This window comes from Cupriavidus pauculus, assembly GCF_008693385.1.
In the GTDB taxonomy this organism is placed as follows: domain Bacteria; phylum Pseudomonadota; class Gammaproteobacteria; order Burkholderiales; family Burkholderiaceae; genus Cupriavidus; species Cupriavidus pauculus_D.
Genome location: NZ_CP044065.1, coordinates 68,165 through 94,125, shown reverse-complemented (window position 1 = coordinate 94,125; position 25,961 = coordinate 68,165). Strand labels below are relative to the sequence as shown.

Annotated in this window: 27 protein-coding genes; 10 read left to right on the top strand and 17 right to left on the bottom strand. The window is 66.4% G+C overall.

Going from position 1 to position 25,961, the window contains the following annotated elements; genetic code table 11:
* Positions 1 to 61 precede the first annotated feature (61 nt).
* The 3 genes from dapA to FOB72_RS00455 form a co-directional block, all read right to left on the bottom strand.
* Positions 62 to 976, bottom strand: coding sequence for a 4-hydroxy-tetrahydrodipicolinate synthase (dapA, locus tag FOB72_RS00465; protein WP_150370737.1), 915 nt, complete (start codon positions 974 to 976; stop codon positions 62 to 64).
* Positions 963 to 1,322: a hypothetical protein gene (locus FOB72_RS00460; protein ID WP_150370736.1), complete on the bottom strand. Its 360-nt coding sequence runs from the start codon at positions 1,320 to 1,322 to the stop codon at positions 963 to 965. Before FOB72_RS00460 ends, dapA begins: the two co-directional genes overlap by 14 nt.
* Before the next feature lie 124 nt (positions 1,323 to 1,446).
* Complete coding sequence (locus tag FOB72_RS00455; RefSeq protein WP_150370735.1) at positions 1,447 to 2,304, bottom strand: TorF family putative porin; 858 nt, start codon at positions 2,302 to 2,304, stop codon at positions 1,447 to 1,449.
* Between the two features lie 272 nt (positions 2,305 to 2,576).
* On the opposite strand from FOB72_RS00455, the gene FOB72_RS00450 reads away from it, so the two are divergent.
* From FOB72_RS00450 to FOB72_RS00430, 5 genes are all read left to right on the top strand, one after another.
* Positions 2,577 to 3,698 carry a Re/Si-specific NAD(P)(+) transhydrogenase subunit alpha gene (locus FOB72_RS00450; RefSeq protein WP_150370734.1) on the top strand — a complete coding sequence of 374 codons (1,122 nt, stop codon included), beginning with the start codon at positions 2,577 to 2,579 and terminating at the stop codon, positions 3,696 to 3,698.
* 89 nt (positions 3,699 to 3,787) lie between these two features.
* Positions 3,788 to 4,150, top strand: coding sequence for an aspartate 1-decarboxylase (gene panD / locus FOB72_RS00445; RefSeq protein WP_150370733.1), 363 nt, complete (start codon positions 3,788 to 3,790; stop codon positions 4,148 to 4,150).
* Between the two features lie 133 nt (positions 4,151 to 4,283).
* On the top strand, positions 4,284 to 4,610 hold the full coding sequence (locus FOB72_RS00440) for an NAD(P) transhydrogenase subunit alpha (protein ID WP_150370732.1): 327 nt from the start codon (positions 4,284 to 4,286) through the stop codon (positions 4,608 to 4,610).
* Complete coding sequence (locus FOB72_RS00435) at positions 4,607 to 6,079, top strand: NAD(P)(+) transhydrogenase (Re/Si-specific) subunit beta (protein WP_150370731.1); 1,473 nt, start codon at positions 4,607 to 4,609, stop codon at positions 6,077 to 6,079. Before FOB72_RS00440 ends, FOB72_RS00435 begins: the two co-directional genes overlap by 4 nt.
* Before the next feature lie 231 nt (positions 6,080 to 6,310).
* Entirely contained in the window at positions 6,311 to 7,354 is a 1,044-nt protein-coding gene (locus FOB72_RS00430; protein WP_150370730.1) for a two-component system response regulator, read from the top strand.
* A gap of 19 nt (positions 7,355 to 7,373) precedes the next feature.
* Here FOB72_RS00430 and FOB72_RS00425 read toward each other — a convergent pair whose 3' ends face one another.
* From FOB72_RS00425 to FOB72_RS00385, 9 genes are all read right to left on the bottom strand, one after another.
* Entirely contained in the window at positions 7,374 to 8,672 is a 1,299-nt protein-coding gene (locus FOB72_RS00425) for a class I SAM-dependent RNA methyltransferase (protein ID WP_150370729.1), read from the bottom strand.
* 24 nt (positions 8,673 to 8,696) lie between these two features.
* A complete protein-coding gene (locus tag FOB72_RS00420; protein ID WP_150373683.1) occupies positions 8,697 to 9,302 on the bottom strand; it encodes a 2-hydroxychromene-2-carboxylate isomerase in 606 nt (201 codons plus the stop codon).
* A gap of 12 nt (positions 9,303 to 9,314) precedes the next feature.
* A complete protein-coding gene (locus FOB72_RS00415; protein ID WP_150370728.1) occupies positions 9,315 to 9,737 on the bottom strand; it encodes a CopD family protein in 423 nt (140 codons plus the stop codon).
* Between the two features lie 4 nt (positions 9,738 to 9,741).
* The gene (locus FOB72_RS00410; RefSeq protein WP_150370727.1) at positions 9,742 to 11,022 is read right to left on the bottom strand and encodes a glutamate-5-semialdehyde dehydrogenase; all 1,281 of its coding nucleotides are present in this window, start codon (positions 11,020 to 11,022) and stop codon (positions 9,742 to 9,744) included.
* A 72-nt stretch (positions 11,023 to 11,094) separates the two neighbouring features.
* Entirely contained in the window at positions 11,095 to 12,153 is a 1,059-nt protein-coding gene (gene holA, locus FOB72_RS00405; RefSeq protein WP_150370726.1) for a DNA polymerase III subunit delta, read from the bottom strand.
* A gap of 10 nt (positions 12,154 to 12,163) precedes the next feature.
* Positions 12,164 to 12,679, bottom strand: coding sequence for an LPS assembly lipoprotein LptE (lptE, locus tag FOB72_RS00400; RefSeq protein WP_150370725.1), 516 nt, complete (start codon positions 12,677 to 12,679; stop codon positions 12,164 to 12,166).
* 36 nt (positions 12,680 to 12,715) lie between these two features.
* Positions 12,716 to 15,337 carry a leucine--tRNA ligase gene (leuS, locus tag FOB72_RS00395; RefSeq protein ID WP_150370724.1) on the bottom strand — a complete coding sequence of 874 codons (2,622 nt, stop codon included), beginning with the start codon at positions 15,335 to 15,337 and terminating at the stop codon, positions 12,716 to 12,718.
* Positions 15,338 to 15,422: 85 nt separating this feature from the next.
* On the bottom strand, positions 15,423 to 16,220 hold the full coding sequence (gene dapB / locus FOB72_RS00390; protein WP_150370723.1) for a 4-hydroxy-tetrahydrodipicolinate reductase: 798 nt from the start codon (positions 16,218 to 16,220) through the stop codon (positions 15,423 to 15,425).
* A gap of 95 nt (positions 16,221 to 16,315) precedes the next feature.
* On the bottom strand, positions 16,316 to 16,960 hold the full coding sequence (locus tag FOB72_RS00385) for an outer membrane protein assembly factor BamE (protein ID WP_150370722.1): 645 nt from the start codon (positions 16,958 to 16,960) through the stop codon (positions 16,316 to 16,318).
* Between the two features lie 204 nt (positions 16,961 to 17,164).
* Here FOB72_RS00385 and fur point away from each other — a divergent pair, with 204 nt between their 5' ends.
* Complete coding sequence (fur, locus tag FOB72_RS00380) at positions 17,165 to 17,596, top strand: ferric iron uptake transcriptional regulator (protein WP_150370721.1); 432 nt, start codon at positions 17,165 to 17,167, stop codon at positions 17,594 to 17,596.
* Positions 17,597 to 17,687: 91 nt separating this feature from the next.
* Here fur and FOB72_RS00375 read toward each other — a convergent pair whose 3' ends face one another.
* A complete protein-coding gene (locus FOB72_RS00375; RefSeq protein ID WP_150370720.1) occupies positions 17,688 to 18,680 on the bottom strand; it encodes a LysR family transcriptional regulator in 993 nt (330 codons plus the stop codon).
* A gap of 309 nt (positions 18,681 to 18,989) precedes the next feature.
* On the opposite strand from FOB72_RS00375, the gene FOB72_RS00370 reads away from it, so the two are divergent.
* Positions 18,990 to 19,595: a flavin reductase family protein gene (locus FOB72_RS00370; RefSeq protein ID WP_150370719.1), complete on the top strand. Its 606-nt coding sequence runs from the start codon at positions 18,990 to 18,992 to the stop codon at positions 19,593 to 19,595.
* Between the two features lie 46 nt (positions 19,596 to 19,641).
* Here FOB72_RS00370 and gap read toward each other — a convergent pair whose 3' ends face one another.
* Together gap and tkt are read right to left on the bottom strand one after the other, a co-directional pair.
* Positions 19,642 to 20,640, bottom strand: coding sequence for a type I glyceraldehyde-3-phosphate dehydrogenase (gap, locus tag FOB72_RS00365; RefSeq protein ID WP_150370718.1), 999 nt, complete (start codon positions 20,638 to 20,640; stop codon positions 19,642 to 19,644).
* 30 nt (positions 20,641 to 20,670) lie between these two features.
* On the bottom strand, positions 20,671 to 22,707 hold the full coding sequence (gene tkt / locus FOB72_RS00360) for a transketolase (protein WP_191002167.1): 2,037 nt from the start codon (positions 22,705 to 22,707) through the stop codon (positions 20,671 to 20,673).
* A gap of 225 nt (positions 22,708 to 22,932) precedes the next feature.
* On the opposite strand from tkt, the gene FOB72_RS00355 reads away from it, so the two are divergent.
* From FOB72_RS00355 to FOB72_RS00345, 3 genes are read left to right on the top strand one after another with little or no spacing between them, the layout of a single operon-like run.
* A complete protein-coding gene (locus FOB72_RS00355; protein WP_150370717.1) occupies positions 22,933 to 23,367 on the top strand; it encodes a VOC family protein in 435 nt (144 codons plus the stop codon).
* Positions 23,367 to 24,122, top strand: a complete 756-nt coding sequence (locus FOB72_RS00350; protein WP_150370716.1) for a 16S rRNA (uracil(1498)-N(3))-methyltransferase — start codon at positions 23,367 to 23,369, stop codon at positions 24,120 to 24,122. Before FOB72_RS00355 ends, FOB72_RS00350 begins: the two co-directional genes overlap by 1 nt.
* Before the next feature lie 35 nt (positions 24,123 to 24,157).
* Positions 24,158 to 24,760: a YidB family protein gene (locus tag FOB72_RS00345; RefSeq protein WP_150370715.1), complete on the top strand. Its 603-nt coding sequence runs from the start codon at positions 24,158 to 24,160 to the stop codon at positions 24,758 to 24,760.
* Positions 24,761 to 24,841: 81 nt separating this feature from the next.
* On the opposite strand, the gene FOB72_RS00340 is transcribed toward FOB72_RS00345, so the two are convergent.
* The gene (locus FOB72_RS00340; RefSeq protein ID WP_150370714.1) at positions 24,842 to 25,450 is read right to left on the bottom strand and encodes a barstar family protein; all 609 of its coding nucleotides are present in this window, start codon (positions 25,448 to 25,450) and stop codon (positions 24,842 to 24,844) included.
* Positions 25,447 to 25,887, bottom strand: a complete 441-nt coding sequence (locus FOB72_RS00335) for a ribonuclease (protein WP_191002166.1) — start codon at positions 25,885 to 25,887, stop codon at positions 25,447 to 25,449. The genes FOB72_RS00340 and FOB72_RS00335 overlap by 4 nt, the downstream gene beginning before the upstream one ends.
* Between the last annotated feature and the right edge of the window lie 74 nt (positions 25,888 to 25,961).

The following is a 25,961-nucleotide window of genomic DNA, read 5'->3' as shown; positions in this document are numbered from 1 at the left end:
ACCGGCTGCCGGACGATCGTGCACCGGTCCCGCTCACGCTCCTGCCCAGCCAGCCGGTCGGTCAGGCCGCACGGGCGTGCAGCGACATCCGTGGCGGCAACTGGGCCAGCGCGGCCTCGATGCGTGCAACCAGCGCCGTATCGACGGGGGTCAGCGGCAGCCGTACTTCATCGCGCGCAAGGCCGCAGAGCGCCAGCGCGGCCTTGACCGGCGCGGGATTGGGCGCGGCGAACAACAGCGTGATCATCGGCAGCAGGCGCTCGAACAGCGCACGCGCGCCGGCCGCGTCGCCGGCACGCGCCAGCCGCAGCAGCTGCACGAACAGGTCCGGACGCACATGCGCGGCGGCGGGCACCGCGCCGGCGCCGCCGGCCAGCAGGTGGTCGAGCATCGCGGCATCCTCGCCGCAGTAGACGTCGAGGCCCGCGTGGCGGTGCGACGGCGCCGCCAGCGCCCGCATGTTGGCCGGATCGCACTCCTTGATCGCGCACACCTGTCCATGCGCGGCCAGCCGCAGCGCCAGCGAGGCGGAAATCGACGTGCCCGTGCGCTTGGGCACGTTGTAGAGCATCAGCGCGCGCGGCGTCTGGCTGGCCACGCGGCGCACGTGCCAGGCGATGCCTTCGTCCGAGACGCGCAGGTAATAGGGGGGCGGCACGAGGTAGCCCGCGAGGTCGAACCGTTCGAGCCGGCGCACCTGTTCGCAGACCGCGCGCGTATCCACGGCGCCCACGCCCGCCATCACGGGCACGGCACCCCGCACGGCCTCGCAGACGGCTTCGGTCAGGGACAGCCGTTCGGCGTCGGAGAGCAACCCGCCCTCCCCCGTCGTGCCCAGCACGATCAGGCCATCGACACCTTCCGCCGCGTACCATGCGGCCAGCCGCTGCGCGCAGTCGAGGTCGGGCTCGCCACCGCGCATCGGCGTGATCATCGGCAGCCAGAGGCCGCCGCGCGGGCCATCAGTGTGCGGCATGATCGCTCCCGACGTGATCGCATCCCAGCACGGACGTCACGCCAAACTCGGCGGCCGGCAGCGCGGCCATGATCGCGTGCATCGCCGCATCGCGGCCGCCGCGTTCCACTTCCACATGCAGCGTGGTCTCTTCGTGGCGATGATCGACCTCCACGACGTAGACGCGCGCCAGTTCGCCGATCGCGCGATGCAGGATCTGCCGCAGCGCGAACACCTGCGCGGAAGCCACCGCAAGCCGGATGCGGATCCTTTGACCATCGCCTTCGGTGCGCGTGGCGCGCGGGGCCGGTGCCGGACGGCGTCGCGGCACGGAAGCGAAGGCGATGGCAAGGCTGGTCTGTCGCATGGACGTTGACCCGCGCAGCGGCGAGTCGTCTGTTGAACATGCTTCCATGCTAGGGACGGGCATCTCAATTTGATGCAGCAATGCGCCGGGGCGGCATCAAAAACGCGTCAAGACGCATGGCGTATCAGAACGTCTTGGTGATCGACGCGAACGCCGTGGCGCGGCCCATGTAGCGGCCATGCGAGTTCGTGTAGACGCCGCGCGCCGCGTTGGTGTCCAGATACGCCACCGCGACCGAGAGGCCCTTGCCGAAGTCCTTGGTCACGCCGACCTTCCAGTCCGTGTACGAGGCATCGACCACGTTGCGCACCTTCTGATAGCCGACATGCGCGTTGAACGTGAGGTCCCACACGTTGAGCGGCACGTTGGCCGACAGGTCGAGGTAGTAGCTGTTCTTGCTGTCCGCGAAGCCGAACAGGTTGGTCAGCGCGTGCGAGTACTTCAGCGTCACCGGGCCATAGCCGACGCTCGCGTACACCTCGGTGGTGTACGGACGCGTAAAGCCCGACGGGTAGTCGCCCGGGTAGTAATACTCGAGCACGCCGACGTCGTAGGCGATGTCGGCCCCGGCCACGTCGAGGGTGTTGCGGAAGCCGCCGTAGAAATCCATCTCGATCGGCGCGGACACCTCGGCGTTGCTGTCCGAGAGCCAGCTGATGTTCGAGTTCCAGTTGCCGAGGTAGAGGCCGCTGGCATGCGCATAGTCGAAACCGCCCTGAATCGCGGGACGGCGGTTGGTCTGCATGAGGCCGCGATAGCGGTATTCGCTGGCCAGCGTCACGTTCGCGGTGAACGTGTGCGGCGAGACGTCCGCCGGCTTATCGGAGGGCGTATCGGAGGGGGGCATATCGAAGGAGGGCATATCGGAGGACACGCCCGCGGCGGGTGCCTCCTGCGCCAAGGCGGACGAGAGCGGCACCGCGAGCGAGGCGGTCAGGACGATGGTGGCGGGGACGGCGGTAAACAGACGCGAGGCGATCATGAGGATGGGAGACGAGTTGAACGATGCGTCCGCCCGGCAGAGGTGCCTTGGGCGGCGTGAGCGGCACGATACGGAGCCGCGCATCAATTCGGTGTCAAAAGACGTCCTCGCCCGGGATATGCCGCATCAATTCGGCGGTTTGATGCGTACTGAAAATGGGTGGTGTCGATCCGACAAAAATCCGACGAGTCAGCCACCATCCCCACCCATATTCGGGTAAGCTGCGCAAAAACTGCGGTATCGGATTGATATCTCATAAGGAGAAATTAACGATGCACATCGGTATCCCGCTGGAGACGCGGGCAGGCGAAACTCGCGTCGCTGCCACCCCGGAGACCGTCAAGAAGTACGTCGCGCAGGGGCACCAGGTCACGGTGCAATCCGGCGCGGGCGTCAGGGCGAGCCAGCCCGACGGCGCATACGAGGCCGTGGGCGCCCGCATCGGCTCCGCCGCCGAGGCGTATGGCGCGGAGATCGTGCTCAAGGTCCGCGCGCCCGACGATGCCGAGCGCGCGCAGATGAAGCCCGGCACCGTGCTTATCGGCATGCTCAATCCGTTCGATACCGAGAACAACGCGCGCATGACCGCGGCGTCGATCACGGCGTTCGCGCTCGAAGCCGCACCCCGCACCACGCGCGCGCAGAGCATGGACGTGCTGTCGTCGCAGGCCAATATCGCCGGCTACAAGGCCGTGCTGATCGCCGCCCATCATTACCAGCGCTTCATGCCCATGCTGATGACCGCGGCCGGTACCGTGAAGGCGGCCCGCGTGCTGATCCTCGGCGCCGGCGTCGCAGGCCTGCAGGCGATCGCCACGGCCAAGCGGCTCGGCGCGGTAATCGAAGCCTCGGACGTGCGTCCCGCCGTGAAGGAGCAGATCGAATCGCTGGGCGCCAAGTTCCTCGACGTGCCGTTCCTGACCGACGAGGAGCGCGAGATCGCGCAGGGTGTGGGCGGCTACGCGCGCCCGATGCCCGCCGACTGGATGCGCCGCCAGGCCGAGCTCGTGCACGAGCGCGCGCGCCAGGCCGACATCGTGATCACCACCGCGCTGATTCCGGGCCGCAAGGCACCGGTGCTGCTGAAGGAAGAAACCGTCCAGCAGATGAAGCCCGGCTCGGTCGTGGTCGACCTCGCCGCCGCGCAGGGCGGCAACTGCCCGCTGACGGTGGCCGACGAGGTCGTGGAGCGCCACGGCGTGACCCTGATCGGCCATACCAACCTGGCCAGCATGGTCGCCGCCGACGCGTCCGCGCTCTACGCGCGCAACGTGCTCGACTTTCTCAAGCTCGTCATCGACAAGGATGGCCGCTACGTGCTGAACCTCGAAGACGACATCGTCGCGGCCTGCCTGATGTGCCGCGACGGCCAGCTCGTCCGACAGGCCGCCTGACCCGCATCAACCGCATCGCCCGCTTTACCCACCGACGGCGCCGGCATGGACCGGCGCCGCATGTCTCACTCCTGAAGGACGTATCACCCATGCAACGCATCATGCTCCGCGCCAAGCTCCACCGTGTCACCGTGACACAGGCGGACCTCAACTACGAGGGCTCGTGCGGTATCGACGAAGATCTGCTCGAAGCCGCCGACATGAAGGAATTCGAGAAGATCGAGCTGTACAACGTGAACAACGGCGAACGCTTTTCCACGTACATCATCAAGGGCGCGCGCGGTACCGGCGAGATCTCGCTGAACGGGGCCGCGGCCCGCCGCGCGCACCTTGGCGACCACCTGATCATCTGCACCTACGCGCCGATGACCGACGAGGAAATCCGCTCGTACAAACCGAAGGTCATCCTCGTGAACGACAGGAACGGCATCAAGGAAATCAAGCAGACCTGATCCGCCGGTCCGTGCCGGGCGTCCCGAGCCAGGGGCGCCCCGCCCGCGTAGTTCGCAACATGTCGTTCGCAACAACAGAAGTCGACCCGGTTTTCCGCATTCTCAAGAATCAAGCAAACGGAGGGAGAAGTCGATGGAGATGGTGAACCATACGGTGATCAACCTGATCATCTTCGTGCTGGCGATCTACGTGGGCTACCACGTGGTGTGGACCGTCACGCCCGCGCTGCATACCCCGCTGATGGCCGTGACCAATGCGATCTCGGCGATCATCATCGTCGGCGCGATGCTCGCCGCCGGCCTGACCGAAGGCGGTGTGGGCCGCGTGATGGGGACGCTCGCGGTGGCACTCGCGGCCGTCAACGTGTTCGGCGGCTTCCTCGTGACCCAGCGCATGCTGGAGATGTTCAAGAAGAAGGAACCGAAGGCAAAGGCCGAAGCTGGCAAGGAGGGTGCGTGATGGAACTCATCAGCATGAACCTCGTCACGCTGCTGTACCTCGTCGCGTCGGTCTGCTTCATCCAGGCGCTCAAGGGCCTGTCGTCGCCGGGCACCGCGCGGCGCGGCAACGCGTTCGGCATGGCCGGCATGACCATCGCCGCGGTGACCACGCTGGTCCTGATCGTCAAGCTCAAGCATGAATTCCTGGCCGCGGGCGCCGCGCAGCAATCGATCGGCACCGGCATCGGCCTGATCCTCGCGGCGCTCGTCGTCGGCGGCGGCATCGGCGCCTATGTGGCGCGCAAGGTCGAGATGACCAAGATGCCCGAGCTCGTGGCGGCCATGCACTCGCTGATCGGCCTGGCCGCGGTGTTCATCGCGGTGGCCGCCGTGGCGGAACCCGCCGCGTTCGGCATCACGGCACCGGGCTCGCACCTGATTCCCACGGGCAACCGCGTCGAACTGTTCATCGGCTGCTTCGTCGGCGCGATCACGTTCTCCGGTTCCGTCATCGCGTTCGGCAAGCTCGCGGGCCGCTACAAGTTCCGCCTGTTCCAGGGCGCGCCCGTGGTCTTTCCGGGACAGCACTGGCTGAACCTGCTGCTCGCCATCGCGATGATCGGCTTCGGCGTGATCTTCTTCCTGTCGCAGGACTGGCTGCCGTTCCTGATCATGCTCGCGATCGCGTTCGTGCTCGGCGTGCTCATCATCATCCCGATCGGCGGCGCGGACATGCCCGTGGTCGTGTCGATGCTGAACTCGTACTCGGGCTGGGCGGCGGCGGGTATCGGCCTCTCGCTGAACAACCCGATGCTGATCATCGCGGGCTCGCTGGTCGGCTCTTCCGGTGCGATCCTCTCGTACATCATGTGCAAGGCGATGAACCGGTCGTTCTTCAACGTGATTCTCGGCGGCTTCGGCGGCGAGGCGGGCGGTGCGAGCGCCGGCAAGCAGGAGCAGCGCCCGGTCAAGTCGGGCTCGGCCGACGATGCGTCGTTCCTGATGAGCAATGCCGAGACCGTGATCATCGTGCCGGGCTACGGCCTGGCCGTCGCCCGCGCGCAGCACGCGCTCAAGGAACTGACCGCCAAGCTCACCGAGCACGGCGTCACCGTGAAGTATGCGATCCACCCCGTGGCGGGCCGCATGCCGGGCCATATGAACGTGCTGCTGGCGGAGGCCGAGGTCCCGTACGACCAGGTGTTCGAGATGGAGGACATCAACGGCGAGTTCGGGCAGGCCGACGTGGTGCTGGTGCTCGGCGCCAACGACGTGGTCAACCCCGCCGCCAAGACCGACCCGAAATCGCCGATCGCGGGCATGCCGATTCTCGAGGCCTACAAGGCCAAGACCATCATCGTGAACAAGCGCTCGATGGCGGCCGGTTACGCCGGCCTCGACAACGAGCTGTTCTACATGGACAAGACGATGATGGTGTTCGGCGACGCCAAGAAGGTGGTCGAGGACATGGTCAAGGCCGTCGAATGACCCTGCGGATTTCCGTGCGTTCCGGCGCTTCAGAATAAAGTGCCGTGAAGACCTGAAATCAACGTTATCGAACTCATGCGGCCGGCTGACAACGCCGGTCGCTTGCTTTCATGTGTGCGGGTTGCACGGACTTGCTGGCGCGCTATACTGGCCTTCGCTCCAGCCCTTCCGCCGTCAGCCACGGCCGTTTGCCGAAACGCTTGCCGAAACGCTTGCCGAACCTATCGCACCATGACTTTCAACCCGCACGACAGAAACCTGTCGGTCTTCCATCACCCAGTCCTGACCGTGCTCGTAGACGACAGCAAGTCGTTTATCGACAGTCTGGCCTTCCAGATGGATGCATCGCGTGCGGTGGTCAGCTTTACCGATCCGCGCGAGGCGCTGGCCTGGATCCGCGAGTCGTACGACACGCGCTACCCGGGCTTCCTGCCCGTGCGCGTCACGCACGACGACCTGACGTTCCTTAGCGAGCGTCGCACCGTGCAGCTAGACGTCGATCGGATCCATCGGCAGATCCACGACGTCCACCGCTTTCTGCAGCCCGGCGTGATCGTCGTCGATTACTCCATGCCGCAGATGGACGGACTCGAGTTCTGCCAGGCCTTGTCGGATTTGCCGTGCAAGACCATCCTGCTGACGGGCACGGCCGACGAAAGCATCGCGATCCAGGGGTTCAACAACGGGCTGATCGACCGCTACGTCAAGAAGCACGACCCGAACATGGTCGCGCGGCTCGATCAGGAAATCGAAGCGCTGCAGCAGCAGTACTTCGCCACGCTGTCGCGCACGCTGCGTGACCTGCTCACACGCCATTCGTACTCGTTCCTGTCCGATCCGGTCATGGCCGAGCGCGTGAGGCAGACCGTGGCCCGCTACAACTTCGTCGAGTACTACCTGTATCCGAATCCGGTGGGCATCCTGCTGCTGACCGCGCAGGGCCATGCCACGCTGATGGTCATCGAGACGCGTGCGGGCCTGATGAACCAGGTCGAATCCGCGGAAGCGTATGAAGCGCCGGCCGCGCTGATCGAGGGCCTGCGCGAAGGCCGCATCGTGCCGTTCTTCTGGCCCGGCAACGGCATGTACACGCCCGCCTGTGTGGACTGGGAGCAGTACTGCCTGCCCGCCGAACGCTGCGAGGGCCGGGAGGAATATTTCTACGCGCTGTTCGACCTGCCGCGCCATCTGCTCCAGGAGCCCGTGGTCAGCCTGCAGAGCTTCCTCGCCGAATTCGCGCGCAACCCGGAAGCGCTGACGCACCGCAAGGCCTGACGGCCCGCGGTGTCCGCGCTCAGCCCTGCGCCGGCTTGTCCTCGGTGGCGGCGCGATTGCCGCCCCGCACCATATCGAACCGGAACAGCCGGCATTCGATATTGCCGTTGAACAGCGGCGTGCGGCGCGATTCCTTCAGCCGCATGCGCTTGGGCATCGTCATATCGCCCGTGAACACCCACGCCTGCCATCCCGCGAACGACTGCTTCAGCGTCGTGGCGAAAGCACTCGCGAACTGGTTCGCGGCGGCCTCTTCGGCCTCGTCGCGCGGCGGCTCGTCAATGGGCTGGCGCCGCTCGCCGCGCACCGCGATCCGCTCGCCGTAAGGCGGGTTCATCAGCAGCATCCCCGGCTCCGCGAAAGGCGGCTGCACGAAGCGTGCGTCCACTTGCTTCAGTTGCGCCTCGCCGGGCAGCCCCGCGCGCTCCCAGTTGGCCTGCGCCATGCCGAGCATGCCCGTGGAGATGTCCGAGCCCACCACGCGCAGCGTGGCCGGATCCATGCGCTGTGCCGCTTCCCGCGCGTGCTGGGCATCGGCGCGCAGCGCCTGCCACGCGCGCGTGTCCGCGCCCTTGAGCCATTCGAATGCGAATGTCCGGCCCGCGCCCGGCGCCACGCCGAGTGCCACCTGCGCGGCCTCGACGAGGAACGTGCCGCTGCCGCACATCGGATCGTAGAACGGGCGCGCGGTCTGTCCCGGCACCCAGCCGGCAAGCCGCAGGATACCGGCGGCGAGGTTCTCCTTGAGCGGCGCCTCGCCCTTCTCCATGCGCCAGCCGCGCTTGAACAGCGGCTCGCCCGTGGTATCGAGGTAGATCGTGCAGTCGAACTCGGTCAGATGCGCGTAGACGCGCACGTCGGGGCTCGCGGTATCGACGCTCGGCCGCGCACCCAGCCGGTCCCGCATGCCGTCGCAGATGCCGTCCTTGACCCGCAGGCCGACGAAATTCAGGCTTTGCAGCGGCGACTTGTGCGCGGTGATATCGACGCGCAGCGTCTCGTCGGGCGAGAACCAGTTCTCCCACCGCTGCGCGCGCGCCAGCGCGTACACGTCGTCCTCGTGGCGATAGCGCTTCTGCGCCACGCGCAGCAGCACCCGGCTGGCAATGCGCGAATGGAGGTTCACCGCATAGGCCGCGGCCAGAGGCCCCGAGAACGGCACGCCGCCGGGCATTTCCTTGTGCACCGCGAACGGCGCCGTGGCGGCCACGGCCGGCAGCTGCGCGATCTCGCGCAACTCCTCGGCGAGCGCGGCTTCCAGACCGCGCGGGCAGGGAGCGAAGAAGCTTTCGGTCTGCGACCGTTCGTTCAGGGACATGTGCGACTCAAAACAAAAACGACCTCAACCGGCGGCCAGCGCGCGGTCGAGAAATTCAAGGCGGTCCTGGCCCCAGTAGGGCTGACCGTCCAGCACGAACCAGGGGGCGCCAAACGCGCCCGCCGAGATCGCGTCCTGGGTATTCTGCGCGTAAGCGGCCTGCACGGCCTGCGCCTCGCTGGCCTTCAGCAGGTTTGCGCCATCGAACTCGTTCTCGTCGGCGATCTGCGTCAGCGTGGCCGGATCGGCGATATTGCGCTGCTCGGCCCATACCGCGCGGCAGTAGGCGCCGGCGAGCGCAAGCGCGCGCGTGGTGCCGTGGGCCAGCTGCGCCGCGATGATGATCTTCGCGGCCGGATCGCCGGACACCGGGAAAAACGTCGGATGCAGATTGACGGGCATGCCGAGGAATTCGGCCCAGCGCTCGAGCTCGACGAGGCGATACGCCTGGCGCTGCGGAGGCCGCTGGGCGAGCGGCAGGCCGCCCGACACCGAGAACAGCTTGCCGAGATCGAACGGCTTGAGCACGACCTGCGCCTTGTGGCGCGCGGCAATTTCGGCGAAGCGCGCATGCCCCAGATAGACGAACGGGGACTGCGGTGCCATGAAATACTCGACCTGCTTGCTCATCATGTCCTCAGTTCAGAACGGCTTGACCACGACCAGAATCACGATCGCCAGCAGCACGAGTACCGGCAATTCGTTGAACCAGCGATAAAACTTGTGGGATCGCGTGTTGCGGCCCGCTTCGAACTTCCGCAGCAGCACGCCGCAGCCATGGTGGTAGCCGATCAGCACCAGCACCAGCGCCAGCTTCGCGTGCATCCACCCCTGGCCCGCCCCGCGCCCGATGCCGTAGCCGAGGAACAGCCACAGCCCGAACACCACGGCCGGCACCGCCAGTATCGTCATGAAGCGGAACAGCTTGCGCGCCATCAGCAGCAGCCGCTGCGTGGCGGCCGCATCGGTCTCCATCGCCAGATTGACGAAGATCCGCGGCAGGTAGAACAGCCCCGCGAACCAGGAGATGACGAACAGAATATGGAACGACTTGATCCAGAGCATGCGGTCAGCTCCGGATTTCGCCGTGGCCGAACACCACGTACTTGAGCGACGTCAGTCCCTCCAGACCCACCGGGCCGCGCGCATGCAGCTTGTCGTTCGAGATACCGATCTCGGCGCCCAGGCCGTATTCGAAGCCGTCGGCAAAGCGCGTCGAGGCGTTGATCATCACGCTCGCCGAATCCACCTCGCGGAGGAAGCGCATGCCGGTGCTGTAATTCTCGGTGACGATCGAGTCCGTGTGCGCGGAGCCGTACGTATTGATATGGGCGATGGCCGCGTCGAGGCCGTCCACGGTGCGAATCGCGAGCACGGGCGCCAGATACTCGAGGCGCCAGTCGTCCTCGGTCGCATCGACGAGGCCCGTGAAACCCGCCGCCTCGAGCGTGGCGCGCGTGTCCGCGCAGACGCGCAACTCCACGCCCTTGTCCTGATAGATCCGGCACAGCGGCGGCAGCACGGTCGCGGCGATGCCGCGCGCGACCAGCAGCGTTTCCATCGTGTTGCACGGCGCGTAGCGCTGGGTCTTGGCGTTGTCGCACACGCGCACGGCCTTCTCCACATCGGCGTCGTCATCGACGTAGACGTGGCAGATGCCGTCCAGATGCTTGATCATCGGCACACGCGCTTCTTCCATGAGCCGCGCGATCAGGCTCTTGCCGCCGCGCGGGACGATCACGTCCACGTACCCGGTCATCGTGATGAGCCGGCCCACGGCCGCACGGTCGGTGGTCTCGATCACCTGCACCGCTTCGGCGGGCAGCCCCGCGGCCGACAGGCCTTCGGCGACCAGCGCGGCCAGCGCGGTGTTCGATTCAATGGCTTCCGAACCGCCGCGCAGGATCGTCGCATTGCCGGACTTCAGGCACAGCGCCGCCGCGTCGATGGTCACGTTGGGCCGCGATTCGTAGATGATGCCGATCACGCCGAGCGGCACGCGCATCTGGCCGACCTGGATACCGGTCGGGCGGAATTTCATGTTCGAGATCTCGCCGATCGGGTCGGCCAGCGCGGCAATCTGCTCGAGGCCCGCCGCCATGGTGGCAATGGCCTTGTCCGACAGCGTGAGCCGATCGACGAACGCGGCATCCTGCCCGTTGGCGCGCGCACGCTCGACGTCGCGCGCGTTGACCGCCTTGAGCTTGTCGGCGTCGCGCCGGATCGCCGCCGCGATGGTCAGCAGCGCGCGGTTCTTGTCGGCTGTGGAGGCACGCGCCATCGCGCGCGATGCGGCCCGGGCCTGCTGGCCCACGCGGTCCATGTATTGGTTGAGATCGAACTCGGTCATGATCGTGGCCGGGTCCTGTCCCGGCGGTCGTGCAGTCTTGTGGGGAACGGAGGTGCCGATCGTCGCTAGCGGCTAGCGCGCAATCGACAGCGCAAGCTGCTGCAGGCCGTCCCATGGCTCCGCGGGCAGGCTCGCCGCCGCGCCCGGCGGCAGGTCCGGCAAACCCTTGACCTGCCGGTCGAGCCTCGCGGCCAGCGCCAGCGCGGCTTCGAGCTGTGGCATCGACAGCCGCTGGGCCGCCTGCGGCACCAGCCGTTCGCGCGGGCCCCAGACGCGCAGCTCGCGCATCAGCACCGGCGCCGGCTTGCCGGCCGCCAGCCCTTGCCGGACCTTGGATAATACGCGAATTTCCTCGGTCAGCGCCCAGAGCACCAGCACCGTCGCCTCGCCCTCGCCGCGCAGCCCCTCGAGCATGCGCACGAGCCGCGGCACGTCGCCGGCGAGCATCGCCTCGGACAACTTGAACACGTCGTAGCGGGCCACGTTGAGCACCGCGTCGTGCACCTGATCGAACTTGAGCTCGCCCGGCGGATACAGCAGCCCGAGCTTCTGGATTTCCTGATGCGCGGCAAGCAGGTTGCCTTCCACCTTGTCCGCGATGAACTGCAGCGCGCGGCGTCCGGGCTCGCCGCCCTCCACGCGCTGCTGCTGCAATGCCAGCCGCTCGCCGACCCAGGCCGGCAGGCGCGTGCGATCGACGGTATCGACCTTGATCGACACCCCGGCGCCCTCGAGCGCCTGGAACCATGCGGACTTCGACGTCGCGAAATCGACCCGCGGCAGCGTGACCAGCATCAGCACATCCGGCGACGGCTGCGCGGCCACCGCGCGTAACGCCTCGCCGCCATCCTTGCCGGGCTTGCCCGACGGAATCCGCAACTCGACGATCTTGCGGTCGCCGAACAGCGACATCGACTGCTGCGCCTCGACGAGCTGGCTCCAGTGAAAGCCGCGCTCGGCCACGAGCACGTCGCGCTCGGTATAGCCCGCCTCGCGCGCGGCACGGCGCAGCCGGTCCACCGCCTCCAGCACGAGCAGATGCTCGTCGCCGTGCACGACGTAGAGCGGCGCGAGGCCCTTGGCCTGGGCCTGCTTCAGATGGCCATCGAGGCCGTCGAGCCGAAGCTGCATCGCGTAACCGTCAGGCCGACTTGATCGCCGCGAGGCGGCGCATCAGCTGCTGCACGATGTCGCGCTGCATGTCGCGATAAAGCTGCTGCTCTTCGTAGTCCTTCGCCAATACGGCCGATTCGTTGTACGTGATATCGCGCGTCAGCAGGATCGTCGAGGGCGGAATCAGTTCCTTGCCCGACTGGTCGCGCACGCGGAAGCTGAAGCGCTGGCTCAGCCGGTATTCGCGCACCACGCCTTCGGTCGTGATCGACAGGATCGCGCGGCCGCGCGTGTCGCTCAGCACGTCGAGCAGCGCGTCGGCCTGCTTCGGATCCTCCACGATGATCGTGTCGGAGCCGCCGAGAATCGTGCGGCGCAGGTCGGCGCCCATCGGCGAATTGGGCGGAATGCCGACGTACAGCTTCTTGAACGCGAAGTCGGCGGTGCCGCGCATGTGGAAGCCGCAACCCGCCAGACCGGCGGCCATCGCAGTGGCGAGCGTCGAGGCAAGAACGAGTCGGCGGCGCAGGTTCGGTCGGGTCATGGCTTGGCGGATTCCTTCAATGATCGGCGATGGCCGTTACAGCACCACGTTCACGAGGCGGCCCGGCACGACCACGATCTTCTTCGGCGTGGCGCCCGCGGCAAACTTGGCGACGGTCTCGCTCGCGGCGGCCATGGCCTCGATGGCGGCACGGTCGGCATCGGCCGGCACCGTCAGGCTGCCGCGCACCTTGCCGTTGACCTGCAGCACGAGTTCGATCTCGCTGCGCACGAGCGCGGTTTCATCGACCTGCGGCCAGGCGGCATCGAGCAGCTCGCCCGATTCGCGCGCATAGCCGAGCTCCTGCCACAGCGCATGCGCGATGTGCGGCACCACCGGGTACAGCACGCGCAGCAGAATGCCGAAGCCTTCGCGGCGCGCGGCCGGCGAGGCGCCCTTGGCACCCTCGAGCGCGTTCAGCATCTTCATGGTCGCGGACACGACCGTGTTGTACTGGATGCGCTGGTAGTCGTAGTTGGCCTGCTTGAGCACGGTATGGATCTCGCGGCGCAGCGCGGCGTCGTCAGCCGCCGGTGCGGCACCCGTCGCCGCGCCGATCGCCTCGCCATTGGCGTGGCCGTAGGCCCACACGCGGCGCAGGAAGCGCGATGCGCCCTCCACGCCCGAACCGCTCCACTCCAGCTGCTGCTCGGGCGGCGCGGCAAACATCACGAACAGACGCGCGGTATCGGCGCCGTACTGGTCGATCAGCGCCTGCGGGTCGATGCCGTTGTTCTTCGACTTCGACATCTTCTCCACGCCGCCGATCACCACGGGCTGGCCGTCGGCCTTGAGCGTCGCGCCGACGGGGCGGCCACGGTCGTCCAGCTTCACGTCCACGTCGGCCGGGTTGTACCAGAACTTCTTGCCGCTCGCGTCTTCGCGGTAGTAGGTCTCGTTGAGCACCATGCCCTGCGTGAGCAGGTTCGTGAACGGCTCGTCGAACTTCACCAGCCCGAGGTCGCGCATGACCTTGGTCCAGAAGCGCGCGTACAGCAGGTGCAGGATCGCGTGTTCGATACCGCCGATGTACTGGTCCATCGGCATCCAGTAATCGTTGCGGCCATCGACCATCGTCGTCGCGTCCGGGCACGTATAGCGCATGTAGTACCAGCACGAGTCGATGAACGTATCCATCGTGTCGGTCTCGCGGCGCGCGGGCTTGCCGCACGACGGGCAGGTGCAGGCCAGGAAGCGCTGGTCCTTCGCGAGCGGATTGCCCGTGCCGTCCGGCACGAGGTCCTCGGGCAGCACGACCGGCAGGTCCTTTTCGGGCACCGGCACCACGCCGCAGCTGTCGCAATGGATGAGCGGAATCGGCGTGCCCCAGTACCGCTGGCGCGAGATGCCCCAGTCGCGCAGACGCCACGTCGTCTTCTTTTCGCCGAGGCCCAGCGCGGCGATATCGGCGGCAATCGCTTCCACCGCGGCCTGATACCCGAGGCCGTCGTACTTGCCGCTATGGATCAGCGTGCCGTGTTCCTTGTCGCCGTACCAGTCCTGCCACGCTTCGGTCGAGTATGCCTGGCCCTTGACGTCCACGACCTGGCGGATCGGCAGGCCGTACTTGCGCGCGAACGCGAAGTCGCGCTCGTCGTGCGCGGGCACGCCCATCACGGCGCCGTCGCCGTAGCTCATCAGCACGTAGTTGCCGACCCAGACTTCCACCTCGTCGCCAGTCAGCGGATGCGTGACCTTGAGGCCGGTGGGCATGCCCTTCTTCTCCATGGTCGCCATATCGGCTTCCATGACCGAGCCCATCTTGCATTCCTCGATGAACGCGGCGAGCTCGGGATTGGTCGCGGCCGCATGCGCGGCCAGCGGGTGTTCCGCGGCCACCGCGCAGAACGTCACGCCCATGATCGTGTCGGCACGCGTCGTGAACACGTACAGCTTGCCGTCCTGGATCGGCTGGCCGTCCGCACCCGCGATCTTGTGCGGGAACGCGAAGCGCACGCCCACGCTCTTGCCGATCCAGTTCTGCTGCATCACCTTGACGCGCTCGGGCCAGCCCAGGCCATCGAGGTCGCCGAGCAGTTCCTCGGCATAGTCGGTGATGCGCAGGTAGTACATCGGGATCTCGCGCTTCTCGACCACCGCGCCCGACCGCCAGCCGCGGCCGTCGATCACCTGCTCGTTCGCCAGCACGGTCTGGTCCACCGGGTCCCAGTTCACGGTGCCGGTCTTGCGGTAGGCAATGCCGCGCTCCAGCATCTTGAGGAACAGCCACTGGTTCCAGCGGTAGTAGTCCGGGCTGCACGTCGCCACTTCGCGCGACCAGTCGATCGCGAGACCCATCGACTGCATCTGCTTCTTCATGTAAGCGATGTTGTCGTAGGTCCAGGCGGCCGGCGCCACGCCGTTGTTCAGCGCGGCGTTCTCGGCGGGCATGCCGAACGCGTCCCAGCCCATCGGCATCAGCACGTTATGGCCGTTCATGCGCAGGTAGCGCGCCATCACGTCGTTGATCGTGTAGTTCCGCACGTGGCCCATATGCAGCTTGCCCGACGGGTACGGCAGCATCGAGCAGGCGTAGAACTTGTCGCGCGCCTTGCCGTCGGGGCCCGTCGCGTGTTCCGACACCCGATAGGCATCGGTGGCCTGCCAGTGCTGCTGGGCGGCTTGTTCAACGGCGGACGGAAGGTATTTGTCTTGCATGATCGGGACGGAATTCAGGGGTGATGCGAAAGCAACGATTATACGTTTGCGCGACCGGGCTGGCGCCCGACATCCCGCGCCACGCTTATTTCAGGCCGAGCACGTCCTGCATGTCGTACAGGCCGTTCGGCTTGTCCGCGAGGAAACGCGCCGCGCGCACCGCGCCATCGGCATACGAACGGCGGCTCGACGACTTGTGGCTGATCTCGATGCGCTCGCCGATGCCCGCGAACATCACGGTGTGATCGCCGACGATATCGCCGCCACGCACGGTTGCGAAGCCGATCGACTGCGGATCGCGCTCGCCGGTGTGGCCTTCGCGCGCGTACACCGCGCACTTCGACAGATCGCGGCCCAGCGCGTCGGCGATGACCTCGCCCATGCTCAGCGCCGTACCCGAGGGCGCATCGACCTTGTGGCGGTGATGGGCCTCGATGATCTCGATGTCGTAGCCCGTGGACAGCAGCTTCGCGGCGGCCTCGAGCAGCTTGAACGTGACGTTGACGCCCACGCTCATGTTCGAGGCGAACACGACGCCGATCTCCTTCGCGGCGTCCGCCAGCGCAGCCTTGCCCGCGGCGTCGAAACCGGTCGTGCCGATCACCATCTTCACGCCGAGGCGGCGCGCCACCTCGAGGTGCGCGAGCGTGCCCGCCGGGCGCGTGAAGTCGATCAGGCAGTCGGCCCCCTTGAGGCCGGCTTCGATATCGGACGTCAACAGCACGCCGGTCTGGCGGCCGAGCAGCAGGCCGGCATCCTGTCCAAGCGCCGCCGAGCCCGGCACATCGAGGGCCCCCGAAAGGGTGGCGCCCTCGGTGTCGAGGACATGTTCGATCAGCATGCGGCCCATGCGGCCGGAAGCGCCTGCGATGGCGATATTCATGGCGGTATCAGTAAGTGGGGCTGTGGAGGATGCAAAAGCCGGTCCGTGCGGACCGGCTTCCAGCGATGCGGCGGCGGCGGCGCGCCGGAGCGACGTTAGTTGACGGGCTTGACGACCACGCCCGTATCGGCGGCCGCCGGTGCCTCGGAAGTCTGCGGCGATGCCGCGGCCGGCGCGGCGGCAGGGGCCGATGCGTCCGTGGCGGGCGCGGGCGCGGGCGCCGATCCATCCGACGACGGCGCCGGCGCGACCTTCGGCGCCACCGGTTCGTCCGTATTCCGGCCGGTCAGGATCTTGCCCACGGTCTGGTTCTTCTGCACAGCCTTGAAACCGTCGATTTCCGCGATCAGTTCGTATTCCGACGGCAGTTCGTCGCCGCCGAACTTCACGAGCTTGTCGTCCTGGAAGAACACGGTATAGCGGCGTTGCTGCACCACGGGCGTGCTGCCGCGGCGGAACGAGAACACGTAATCCCAGCGGTTTCCGTGGAACACGTCGGTCAGCAGCGGCGTACCGAGCAGGAAGCGCACCTGGTCGCGCGTCATGCCTTCCCGCAATTGCGAGGCGGCTTCGCGAGACACGAAGTTGCCCTGCACGATATTGATACGGTACGGCGTGATGGCGTTGGCCACCTTGCGCGAGGTGCTGTCATATGCCGAGCAGGCACCCACCAGCATCGTGGCGGCCAGCAGGGAAGTCACCAGCGTCGGTCGCATGGCGGTCGAACGGTTTGAACGCATGTCTCTCGCTTCAAAGCTTCAAAAAAGGAGGGGGTGGGCCGTGTGACCTGAGCGCGCGTCGCTTCGCCGCGTCGAAGGCGGCGGATGCGGCGGGCCCGGCACGGCGCGCCATGACCGGCGGCGGTCTGGGCACCGAGGCGACTTTTGTCGCCAAAACCCTTATGATTCAGCTATCCAGACATTGTACTCTAGGGAGTCACGCCCATGCCGAGTCCGGCGGACCTCAAAAATATAGGCCTCAAGGCGACCGTCCCCCGCCTGAAGATTCTTGAAATCTTCCAGACCAGCGAACAGCGCCATCTGAGCGCGGAAGACGTCTACCGCATCCTGCTCAACGAGCATATGGACATCGGCCTCGCCACGGTCTATCGCGTCCTCACCCAGTTTGAACAAGCCGGCCTGCTGTCGCGCAACAACTTCGAATCGGGCAAGGCCATTTTTGAACTCAACGAAGGTAAGCATCACGATCACCTGGTGTGCCTCGATTGCGGCCGCGTCGAAGAATTCTTCGACTCCGAGATCGAGAAACGCCAGCAAAGCATCGCGCGCGAGCGTGGCTTTGCCCTGCAGGAACACGCGTTGTCGCTCTATGGCAACTGCACGAAGAACGAGTGCCCTCACAAACCCAAAAGATAAGCTGTGGCGCCGGCCATGACCGGACGCCCATGCAACGAAAAACCGGCGCCAGGCGCCGGTTTTTTTATGGTTTCACCGCAAATGCCCGTGCTCAGGGCTCCTGCGGGATGTCCTGCTCCAGCACCGCACGCTGCGCGCGCGATACCTGGGGCAGTCCTACGAACTCTCCCACCACCTGACGGAACAGGCCACGCGCCCACACCAGCATCGGATGCGTATTGCGGCTGCGGTGCCAGAACATGTTCAGGCCCAGCATCGTGTTGAGTTCGGCCGGCAACGGGAACGCCTTCAGGCCGTAGGTTTCGCAAGCCATGTCCTTCGTCAGCGCGTTGACCGTGAAGATCATGTCGGTCTGGGCCGCGAGTTCGGCCTGCGCGCGCCACGAGTGAACGGTCAGCGTGGCATTGCGCTTCAGCCCGCGCTGCTGCAGCGCGTAGTCCAGCGGAATCAGCGCCGGCGCCGGACGGCCCGCGCCCCCCGAATGGGCCATGAAGATATGGCTGCAATCGAGGTACTGCTCGAGCGTGCATTCGGACTTCAGCAGCGGATGATTCTTGCGCGCGCAGACCCACAGGTTCAGCGACGTGACCATCTCCTCGACGATCTCGGGATGGCGGGTCGGGAACGGCGAGAACGCGACATCGAGTTCATTCGCGCGCATCGATGCCACGTCGGCTTCCCACGAATGGGATTCGACGAGGCGGATATGGAGATCCGGGGCCATCTGCTTGATGCGCAGGACAAACCGGTTGAAGACCGTGTCGCCCAGTTCGGCGGCAAACCCGATGCTCAGGGTGCCCGTGGCCACAGCCGGGTCGAAATTGTCGGCGTCGCCCTCGTTGATCGAGGACCAGAGATCCAGCATGTCGCGGATCTTGGGACCGAGCTCGAGCGCGCGCGGCGTCGGCGTCAGCCCGTGCGGCACGCGGATAAAGAGCGGATCGTCGAAGATCTCGCGCAGACGGCCCAGCGAATGCGACACGGCCGGCGCGGTCATGTGCATTTTTTCCGCCACATAAGTGGCGTTTCTTTTGCTTAGCAGCTCGGTAAAGATAACGAGCAGCTTGGTATCAACGTTCACCATGATCAGGCCCGGTCCATGCTCGATACATTAATTGCGAAATTTCATTCGCGAGATTCGCGTCGTCGATGGCCCCACCATTTGCTCTGGCTGCACATCAGATGTCAACAGATTCTTCTAGTGTAAGAGGAAAAAACTGCCTCGGAAAGCAAATTCAGCATTTCTTGCACTCTCGCGGCGGGCTTTTTGATCTGCCTTTGACATGATCACGACAGATTATGTCGAAGTCTGACTTTATGACGCGGTTTTTGCCTTGTGGCTATAGTAGATGCCCTAATGCCGACACTTCTTACGGCGTAAGCCGTTTTCCCCATGTCCAGTTTCCGCGCCCCTGTCGAACTCGCCAAAGCCTACCGGCTGCTCAACCACGGGCCGACCGTGCTCGTTAGCGCGGCCCACGGCGGGCAGCGCAATATCATGGCCGCGGCCTGGGCCATGCCGCTCGATTTCGCGCCTCCCAAGGTCGCCGTGGTGCTCGACAAGTCCACGTGGACGCGGCAGCTGCTGGAAGCCAGCGGGACCTTTGCGCTGCAGGTGCCCACGGTCGCGCAGGTCGATATCACCGAAGCGCTCGGCTCGAGTTCGGGCCAGGCGCTCGCCAGCCAGCAGACCGACAAGTTCGCTGCCTATGGGCTGCAGACGTTTCAGGGCGATGTGATCGATGCGCCGCTATTGGAAGGCTGCGCGGCGTGGCTCGAATGCCGGCTCCTGCCCGAGGCCGCGATTCAGCAGACCTATGACCTGTTTCTCGGCGAGGTGATCGCCGCCCATGCCGATACGCGTGTCTTCAGCGCGGGCCGGTGGCATTTCGAGGGACAGGACGAACTCAGGACCATTCACCATGTGGCGGGCGGCCATTTCATCGTCGATGGCGCCGCCGTCGATGCCCAACCGCTGACACCGCGCGGATCGCAATAAAAAAAGGCGCGGAATATTCCGCGCCTTTCTTATCGGGTGACGACGATTACTTCGCCACCACGCGAGCCATCTCGAGCACCTTGTTCGAGTAGCCCCATTCGTTGTCGTACCAGCTCACGACCTTGATAAACGTCGAGTCCAGCGCGATGCCGGCTTCGGCGTCGAAGATCGACGTACGGGCGTCGCCGCGGAAGTCGGTCGCGACGACCTTGTCTTCCGTGTAACCCAGCACGCCCTTCAGCGCTCCGGCGCTCTGCGACTTCATCTCGGCGCAGATTTCTTCGTACGTGGCCGGCTTCTCGAGCTCGACGGTCAGGTCGACCACCGACACGTCCGAGGTCGGCACGCGGAACGACATGCCGGTCAGCTTCTTGTTCAGCACCGGGATCACCTTGCCCACGGCCTTGGCCGCGCCCGTCGACGACGGGATGATGTTCTCGAGAATGCCGCGGCCACCGCGCCAGTCCTTGTTCGACGGGCCGTCCACGGTCTTCTGCGTGGCGGTGGTGGCGTGCACGGTCGTCATCAGGCCGCGCTTGATGCCCCACTTGTCGTTCAGCACCTTGGCGATCGGCGCCAGGCAGTTCGTCGTGCAGCTGGCGTTCGAGATGATCGCTTCGCCGGCATACGTTTCGTGGTTCACGCCGTACACGAACATCGGGGTGTCGTCCTTGGACGGGGCCGACATGATCACCTTCTTCGCGCCCGCGTCGATGTGCTTCTGCGCGCCTTCCTTCGTCAGGAAGATACCGGTCGACTCGACCACCACGTCGGCACCGATCTCGCCCCACTTCAGCTCGGCCGGATCCTTCACGGCGGTCAGGCGGATCTTCTTGCCGTTGACGACCAGCGTGTTGCCATCGACCGACACCTCGCCGTCGAAGCGGCCGTGCACCGAGTCGTACTTCAGCATGTACGCGAGGTAGTCCGGCTCCAGCAGGTCGTTGATGCCGACAACTTCGACGTCCTTGAAGTTGGCGACGGCCGCGCGGAATACCATGCGTCCGATACGGCCGAAGCCGTTGATGCCGATCTTGATGGTCATGTCTATCTCCAGTTGAATCGATAAAAGCGCTTACTGGGCCAGCGTGGCACGCACCGTATCGGCGACGTTCTCCACGGTGAACCCGAAATGCTTGAACAGCACGCCGGCAGGCGCCGACTCGCCGAAGGTGTCGATACCGACCACAGCCTGGACCTGGTACTTCCACCAGAAGTCGGTCACGCCCGCTTCCACGGCGACGCGCGGCACGCCGGCCGGCAGCACGCTCGCCTTGTAGGCGGCGTCCTGCTTGTCGAACACCGTCGTGGCGGGCACCGAGACCACGCGCACGTGGATGCCGTCGATCGCGAGCTGGTCGGCCGCGCCGACCGCGAGGCCGACTTCCGAGCCGGTGGCCAGGATCACGGCGTCGGGACGCTTTGTACGCGGGTTCTTGCCGTCGCGGAGCACGTAGCCGCCGCGCGCGATATTGGCGCGCGTGGCATCGTCACGCTTCTGGAACGGCAGATTCTGGCGGCTGAAGATCAGGCAGCTCGGACCGTCCTCGCGGCGGATCGACTGGGCCCAGGCCACGGCCGTCTCGGTGGTGTCGGCCGTACGCCAGACATCCATGTTCGGAATCAGGCGCAGGCTGGCCACGTGCTCCACCGACTGGTGGGTCGGACCGTCTTCACCGAGGCCGATCGAGTCGTGCGTGAACACGAACAGCGTGCGGATCTTCATCAGCGACGCCATGCGCAGCGCGTTGCGGCTGTAGTCCGAGAACGTCAGGAACGTGCCGCCATAGGGAATGTAGCCGCCGTGCAGCGCCACGCCGTTCATGATCGCGCTCATGCCGAATTCGCGAACGCCGTAGTTGATATGGTTGCCCCATGCGTCGGCGCGCACGGCCTTGCTGCCCGACCAGTTGGTCAGGTTCGAGCCGGTCAGGTCGGCGGAGCCGCCCAGGAACTCGGGCAGCACGGGGCCGAAGGCCTCGATCGTGTTCTGGCTGGCCTTGCGCGTGGCGATGGTCTCGGCCTTTTCTTCGCACTTGGCGATAAAGGCGTCCACCGCGGCGTCGAAGCCCTGCGGCAGCTCACCGCGCATGCGGCGGCTGAATTCGCCGGCTTCGTACGGATGCACTTCGGCGTAGGCGTCGAACAGCGCGTTCCAGGCCTTTTCCAGCGCGCTGCCGGTCGCCTTGGCGTCCCACGCCGTGTACACGTCTTCGGGCAGCTCGAACGGCGCGTGGGCCCAGCCCAGCGCCTCGCGCGTGGCGAGGATTTCCTGGCCGCCCAGCGGGGCGCCGTGGACGTCGTGGCCGCCGGCCTTGTTCGGCGAACCCTTGCCGATCACGGTACGGCAGCAGATCAGCGTCGGCTTGTCGCTGACCTTGGCCTGCGCGATCGCCGCATCGACGGCAGCCACGTCGTGGCCATCGACCGCGCGGATCACGTTCCAGCCGTAGGACTCGAAACGCTTCGGGGTATCGTCGGCGAACCAGTGCACGACGTCGCCGTCGATCGAGATGCCGTTGTCATCCCACAGCGCGACGAGCTTGTTCAGCTTCAGCGTGCCGGCCAGCGAGCAGGCCTCGTGGCTGATGCCTTCCATCAGGCAGCCGTCGCCGAGGAACACGTAGGTGTGGTGGTTGACGAGGTCGAAACCGGGGCGGTTGAACTCTTCGGCAAGCAGGCGTTCCGCCAGTGCCATGCCGACCGCGTTCGTGATGCCCTGGCCCAGCGGGCCGGTCGTCGTCTCGACGCCCGGGGTGATGCCGTATTCGGGGTGGCCCGCGGTCTTGCTGTGCAGCTGGCGGAAGTTCTTCAGCTCGCTGACGGGCAGGTCGTAGCCGGTCAGGTGCAGCAGTGCGTAGAGCAGCATCGAGCCGTGGCCGTTGGACAGCACGAAGCGGTCGCGGTCGGCCCAGTGCGGGTTCGCCGGATTATGCTTCAGATGGCGGCTCCAGAGCGCCACGGCGATGTCTGCCATGCCCATCGGCATGCCGGGGTGGCCGGAATTGGCCTGCTGCACGGCATCCATGGCGAGCACGCGGATTGCGTTGGCCATCAGCTGGGCGGGCTGGGAAGCGTAGGGACTAGTGGCGGGATGTGCGAGGGCAGACATGCGGGCGGAAACCTGGCGGCGGGAAAACCGCAATTTTAGCAGAAGGAGGCGTTCCGCCAGACCGCCCGCCAGCGGTTCCGGGCGGTTTCCGGACGCTCGCGCGCATAGCGCGGCGCCAAGTGCCGAGTTGTCATCCGCGCGCGGGCCCGCCGGGGGCCGCGACAGCGGCGGCGCGCCCGCGTAACATGTGCCTGCCCTACTGAGGAGACCTTCGCGGAGACCATCATGACCAGACCGCCCAATACGCCCTGGCTCACCCCCTACCTGACGGTCGCCAGCGGACGTGCCGCGCTCGATTTCTACAGCCGCGCGTTCGGCTTCACGGCCCACAACGTCCTCGACGAGAACGGCGTGCCGACGCACGCGGAAATGCATTACCAGGGCCAGCTCGTGGTGATGTTCGCGCCCGAGGGCGCCTGGGGCAGCACCGCGCGCACGCCGCGCTCGCTCGGCGTGGAAGCGTCGCAGACGTTCTACGTGTACTGCGAGGACGTCGATGCGATGTTCGCGCGCGCGATCGCCGCGGGCGCCACCAGCGTCATGCCGCCCGCGGACCAGTTCTGGGGCGACCGCTACTGCATGGTCGAGGACCCGGACGGCTACCGCTGGGGCTTCGGCAAACACCTCGCACAACCCGACAACCCCCGCGATACCCCCTGATGCCTCCCCGTTTTTACGTCGAAGCGGCCCTCGCCGCCGACGCCATGCTGGAATTGCCCGAAACCGTCGTCCGCCATGCGCAGGTGCTGCGTCTGGCGCCTGGTGACGCCGTGACCCTGTTCGACGGCCACGGCGGCAGCCACGCGGCCACGCTGGTCGAGCTCGGCAAGCGCCGCGCCGTGGTCCAGATCGGCGCGCACGATACCGCCGAAGCCGAACTGCCGTTCCGCGTCACGCTGGCGCAGGGCCTGGCCGGCGGCGACAAGATGGACTGGCTGATCGAGAAAGCCGTGGAACTCGGCGTCTCCGCGATCCAGCCGCTGCAGGCCCACCGCTCGGTGGTACGGCTGAACGGCGAGCGCGCGGCAAAGCGCGAGGCGCACTGGCAGGCGCTGATTGCCGCGGCCTGCGAGCAATGCGGCCGCAATCGCTTGCCGGCGCTCGCGCCGGTAGCTACCGTGGAGGCATGGCTTGCGGCCCCGCCCTCGCCCTCGCCCTCGCCGCACGCGCGGCTGCTGGTATCGCCGCGCGCCACCGCGTCGCTGCCGGCGCTCGCGGCGGCGGAGCGCGAGGCCTGGCTGGCCGGCGGCGTGACGCTGCTGATCGGCCCGGAAGGCGGGCTGGCGCCCGAGGAAGAAGACATGGCACTGCGCGCGGGCTTCACCGCGGTGTCACTGGGACCGCGCATCCTGCGCACCGAAACCGCCGGGCTGGCCTGCCTGGCGACGCTGAACGCCGTGCTCGGCGGATTTTGACGGCCTCTCCGTTACTCACCTGCAAGGAGTCGATCATGGGACTACTCGATAGCGTACTCGGTGGCGTGCTGGGCCAATTAGGCGGCCATCAGGGCGACGCGCAAGGCAATCAGGGCGCCGGCGGGCTCGACCCGAAGATCATGATGGCGCTGGGATTGCTGGCGATGCTGGCCATGCGCAACAAGGACGGCGCGACGGCGGGCGCTCCTGGTGGTGGATTGGGTGGTGGACTGGGCGGCGCATTGGGTGGTGTGTTTGGCGGCATGCTCGGCGGCGGCAGCGCACCCGCGCCCGGCGGACTCGACCTCGGCTCGCTGCTGGGCGGCCTGCTGGGCGGCCAGGGCGAGGCGGCCGGCAGCGCGCAGGCCATGGGGGCCGCCGCGGGCGGCATCGGCGCGCTGCGCGACGTGCTCGCGCAGGCCGGACTGGGCCATCAGGTGGATTCGTGGATCGGGACCGGCAGCAACGAGGCGATCAGCCCGTCGGAGCTGTCGAATGCGCTCGGCGGCAGCGGCGCGCTGCAATCGCTCGCCGAAACCACGGGAATGTCGCACGAGGATGTGGCGGCCAGCCTCAGCGCCGGGCTACCGGAGCTGATCGACCGGCTGACGCCCGACGGCCGCGTACCGGACGCCTGAGCGGCCGTCGCCGCAAAGCAAAACGCCCGCTTCAGGCGGGCGTTTTTGCATCGGCGGCGTAATCGGTAGCGTGCAGCGTCATCACGCAAACGAGTAGAAGACGCGGAACTGCACCTTGCGCTCGCCCCAGAACTCGGCGGCGTCGCGGAACACGTCGAGCAGGACCTCGCGCGCTTCCTTGTCGAACTTCTGCGCGATCGGCAGGCCTTCCAGCACGATCACGAAGCCCGGCTGCGGGCCGGCCTTGTGGATCATGTCGGTCAGGCAGTCCGACAGCGCGTCGAAATTCTTGCCGAAATGCTTCGGGAACAGGAACTCGGTAGCGATCGTCTCCAGGATCTCCGCCTTGCTCTGGCAGTTCGCGCAGTTCGCGTAGAGGAAATGCTGGTTGAGGGCAGCGGCCGCCTGGGCCAGCTCGGGCACGCGGAACGCGCGGATCGACTGGACGATGTTCGGGCGCACCGTCTTGAACAGGTTCATGGCTCCCTCGTTGGTGCCGTCTTCGGACCCGGGCACCACGATCGGCGCGCATGCGGGCGGTAGTCCGTGCGTGAGCTCTTGTCGGGGCATCATCAGCACATTGTCGTAGAGGTTCTGGGCCTGATGCTGGGCCCGATGCCAGCCATCTCCGGCGCCGCGCTCGTCGCGGGCGGCAAGGGCGTCGCCCAATCCGAAAATGTCAGTCGTCATTTGGTTATCCGTTTGAAGCTGTTGTAGTGGTCTTCCGTGTAATAGCAATCGTTGGCGGCGCGTTGATCACCACCGCATACGATGCGCTTTGCTCCCCGGTTCCGGCTATTCGTCTTGACGGTGTACTCGCGGTAATACCCGCGCGATTGCTGGGGCAGGATGCGTTCGTAATTGCCGAACCGCGATCCATCCTTGTCATACGGGAACGGTCCGCCGGATTGAATACGTTCCAGCGTACGCTGCGCCTCGTTGGGCAACTGCTGCACGGCGATGGTTCCCGCCATGCCCGCCGCCACATCCGACTGCGCCTGCCTGGCCATGGCGTCCAGCGGCGCCAGCGAGAACGCGGCGCCGAAGGTCACCGAAGCGGCCAGCGAAGCCGCCAACGAAGCGCGTAGCACCAACCCTGACAATGCGTGGGCCAGCCTTCTCGCCATCGTGGGGACTCCGCCAGTATTCAAAGGCGTAAGGTTACGCGTCCGGCGCGGATTAATCAATCCCCGCAGGGGTG

Bases quoted from the DNA above. Each gene is read 5' to 3' on its own strand.
- tkt (WP_191002167.1), bottom strand. From the start codon at position 22,707: ATGTCTGCCCTCGCACATCCCGCCACTAGTCCCTACGCTTCCCAGCCC.
- FOB72_RS00385 (WP_150370722.1), bottom strand. From the start codon at position 16,960: ATGCGTTCAAACCGTTCGACCGCCATGCGACCGACGCTGGTGACTTCC.
- FOB72_RS00440 (WP_150370732.1), top strand. From the start codon at position 4,284: ATGGAGATGGTGAACCATACGGTGATCAACCTGATCATCTTCGTGCTG.
- lptE (WP_150370725.1), bottom strand. From the start codon at position 12,679: ATGACCCGACCGAACCTGCGCCGCCGACTCGTTCTTGCCTCGACGCTC.
- fur (WP_150370721.1), top strand. From the start codon at position 17,165: ATGCCGAGTCCGGCGGACCTCAAAAATATAGGCCTCAAGGCGACCGTC.
- FOB72_RS00375 (WP_150370720.1), bottom strand. From the start codon at position 18,680: ATGGTGAACGTTGATACCAAGCTGCTCGTTATCTTTACCGAGCTGCTA.
- dapA (WP_150370737.1), bottom strand. From the start codon at position 976: ATGCCGCACACTGATGGCCCGCGCGGCGGCCTCTGGCTGCCGATGATC.
- FOB72_RS00460 (WP_150370736.1), bottom strand. From the start codon at position 1,322: ATGCGACAGACCAGCCTTGCCATCGCCTTCGCTTCCGTGCCGCGACGC.
- FOB72_RS00415 (WP_150370728.1), bottom strand. From the start codon at position 9,737: ATGCTCTGGATCAAGTCGTTCCATATTCTGTTCGTCATCTCCTGGTTC.
- FOB72_RS00340 (WP_150370714.1), bottom strand. From the start codon at position 25,450: ATGACGACTGACATTTTCGGATTGGGCGACGCCCTTGCCGCCCGCGAC.
- FOB72_RS00370 (WP_150370719.1), top strand. From the start codon at position 18,990: ATGTCCAGTTTCCGCGCCCCTGTCGAACTCGCCAAAGCCTACCGGCTG.
- FOB72_RS00420 (WP_150373683.1), bottom strand. From the start codon at position 9,302: ATGAGCAAGCAGGTCGAGTATTTCATGGCACCGCAGTCCCCGTTCGTC.
- FOB72_RS00350 (WP_150370716.1), top strand. From the start codon at position 23,367: ATGCCTCCCCGTTTTTACGTCGAAGCGGCCCTCGCCGCCGACGCCATG.
- FOB72_RS00430 (WP_150370730.1), top strand. From the start codon at position 6,311: ATGACTTTCAACCCGCACGACAGAAACCTGTCGGTCTTCCATCACCCA.
- dapB (WP_150370723.1), bottom strand. From the start codon at position 16,220: ATGAATATCGCCATCGCAGGCGCTTCCGGCCGCATGGGCCGCATGCTG.
- FOB72_RS00335 (WP_191002166.1), bottom strand. From the start codon at position 25,887: ATGGCGAGAAGGCTGGCCCACGCATTGTCAGGGTTGGTGCTACGCGCT.
- holA (WP_150370726.1), bottom strand. From the start codon at position 12,153: ATGCAGCTTCGGCTCGACGGCCTCGATGGCCATCTGAAGCAGGCCCAG.
- panD (WP_150370733.1), top strand. From the start codon at position 3,788: ATGCAACGCATCATGCTCCGCGCCAAGCTCCACCGTGTCACCGTGACA.
- FOB72_RS00450 (WP_150370734.1), top strand. From the start codon at position 2,577: ATGCACATCGGTATCCCGCTGGAGACGCGGGCAGGCGAAACTCGCGTC.
- FOB72_RS00425 (WP_150370729.1), bottom strand. From the start codon at position 8,672: ATGTCCCTGAACGAACGGTCGCAGACCGAAAGCTTCTTCGCTCCCTGC.
- FOB72_RS00410 (WP_150370727.1), bottom strand. From the start codon at position 11,022: ATGACCGAGTTCGATCTCAACCAATACATGGACCGCGTGGGCCAGCAG.
- FOB72_RS00345 (WP_150370715.1), top strand. From the start codon at position 24,158: ATGGGACTACTCGATAGCGTACTCGGTGGCGTGCTGGGCCAATTAGGC.
- FOB72_RS00455 (WP_150370735.1), bottom strand. From the start codon at position 2,304: ATGATCGCCTCGCGTCTGTTTACCGCCGTCCCCGCCACCATCGTCCTG.
- gap (WP_150370718.1), bottom strand. From the start codon at position 20,640: ATGACCATCAAGATCGGCATCAACGGCTTCGGCCGTATCGGACGCATG.
- FOB72_RS00355 (WP_150370717.1), top strand. From the start codon at position 22,933: ATGACCAGACCGCCCAATACGCCCTGGCTCACCCCCTACCTGACGGTC.
- leuS (WP_150370724.1), bottom strand. From the start codon at position 15,337: ATGCAAGACAAATACCTTCCGTCCGCCGTTGAACAAGCCGCCCAGCAG.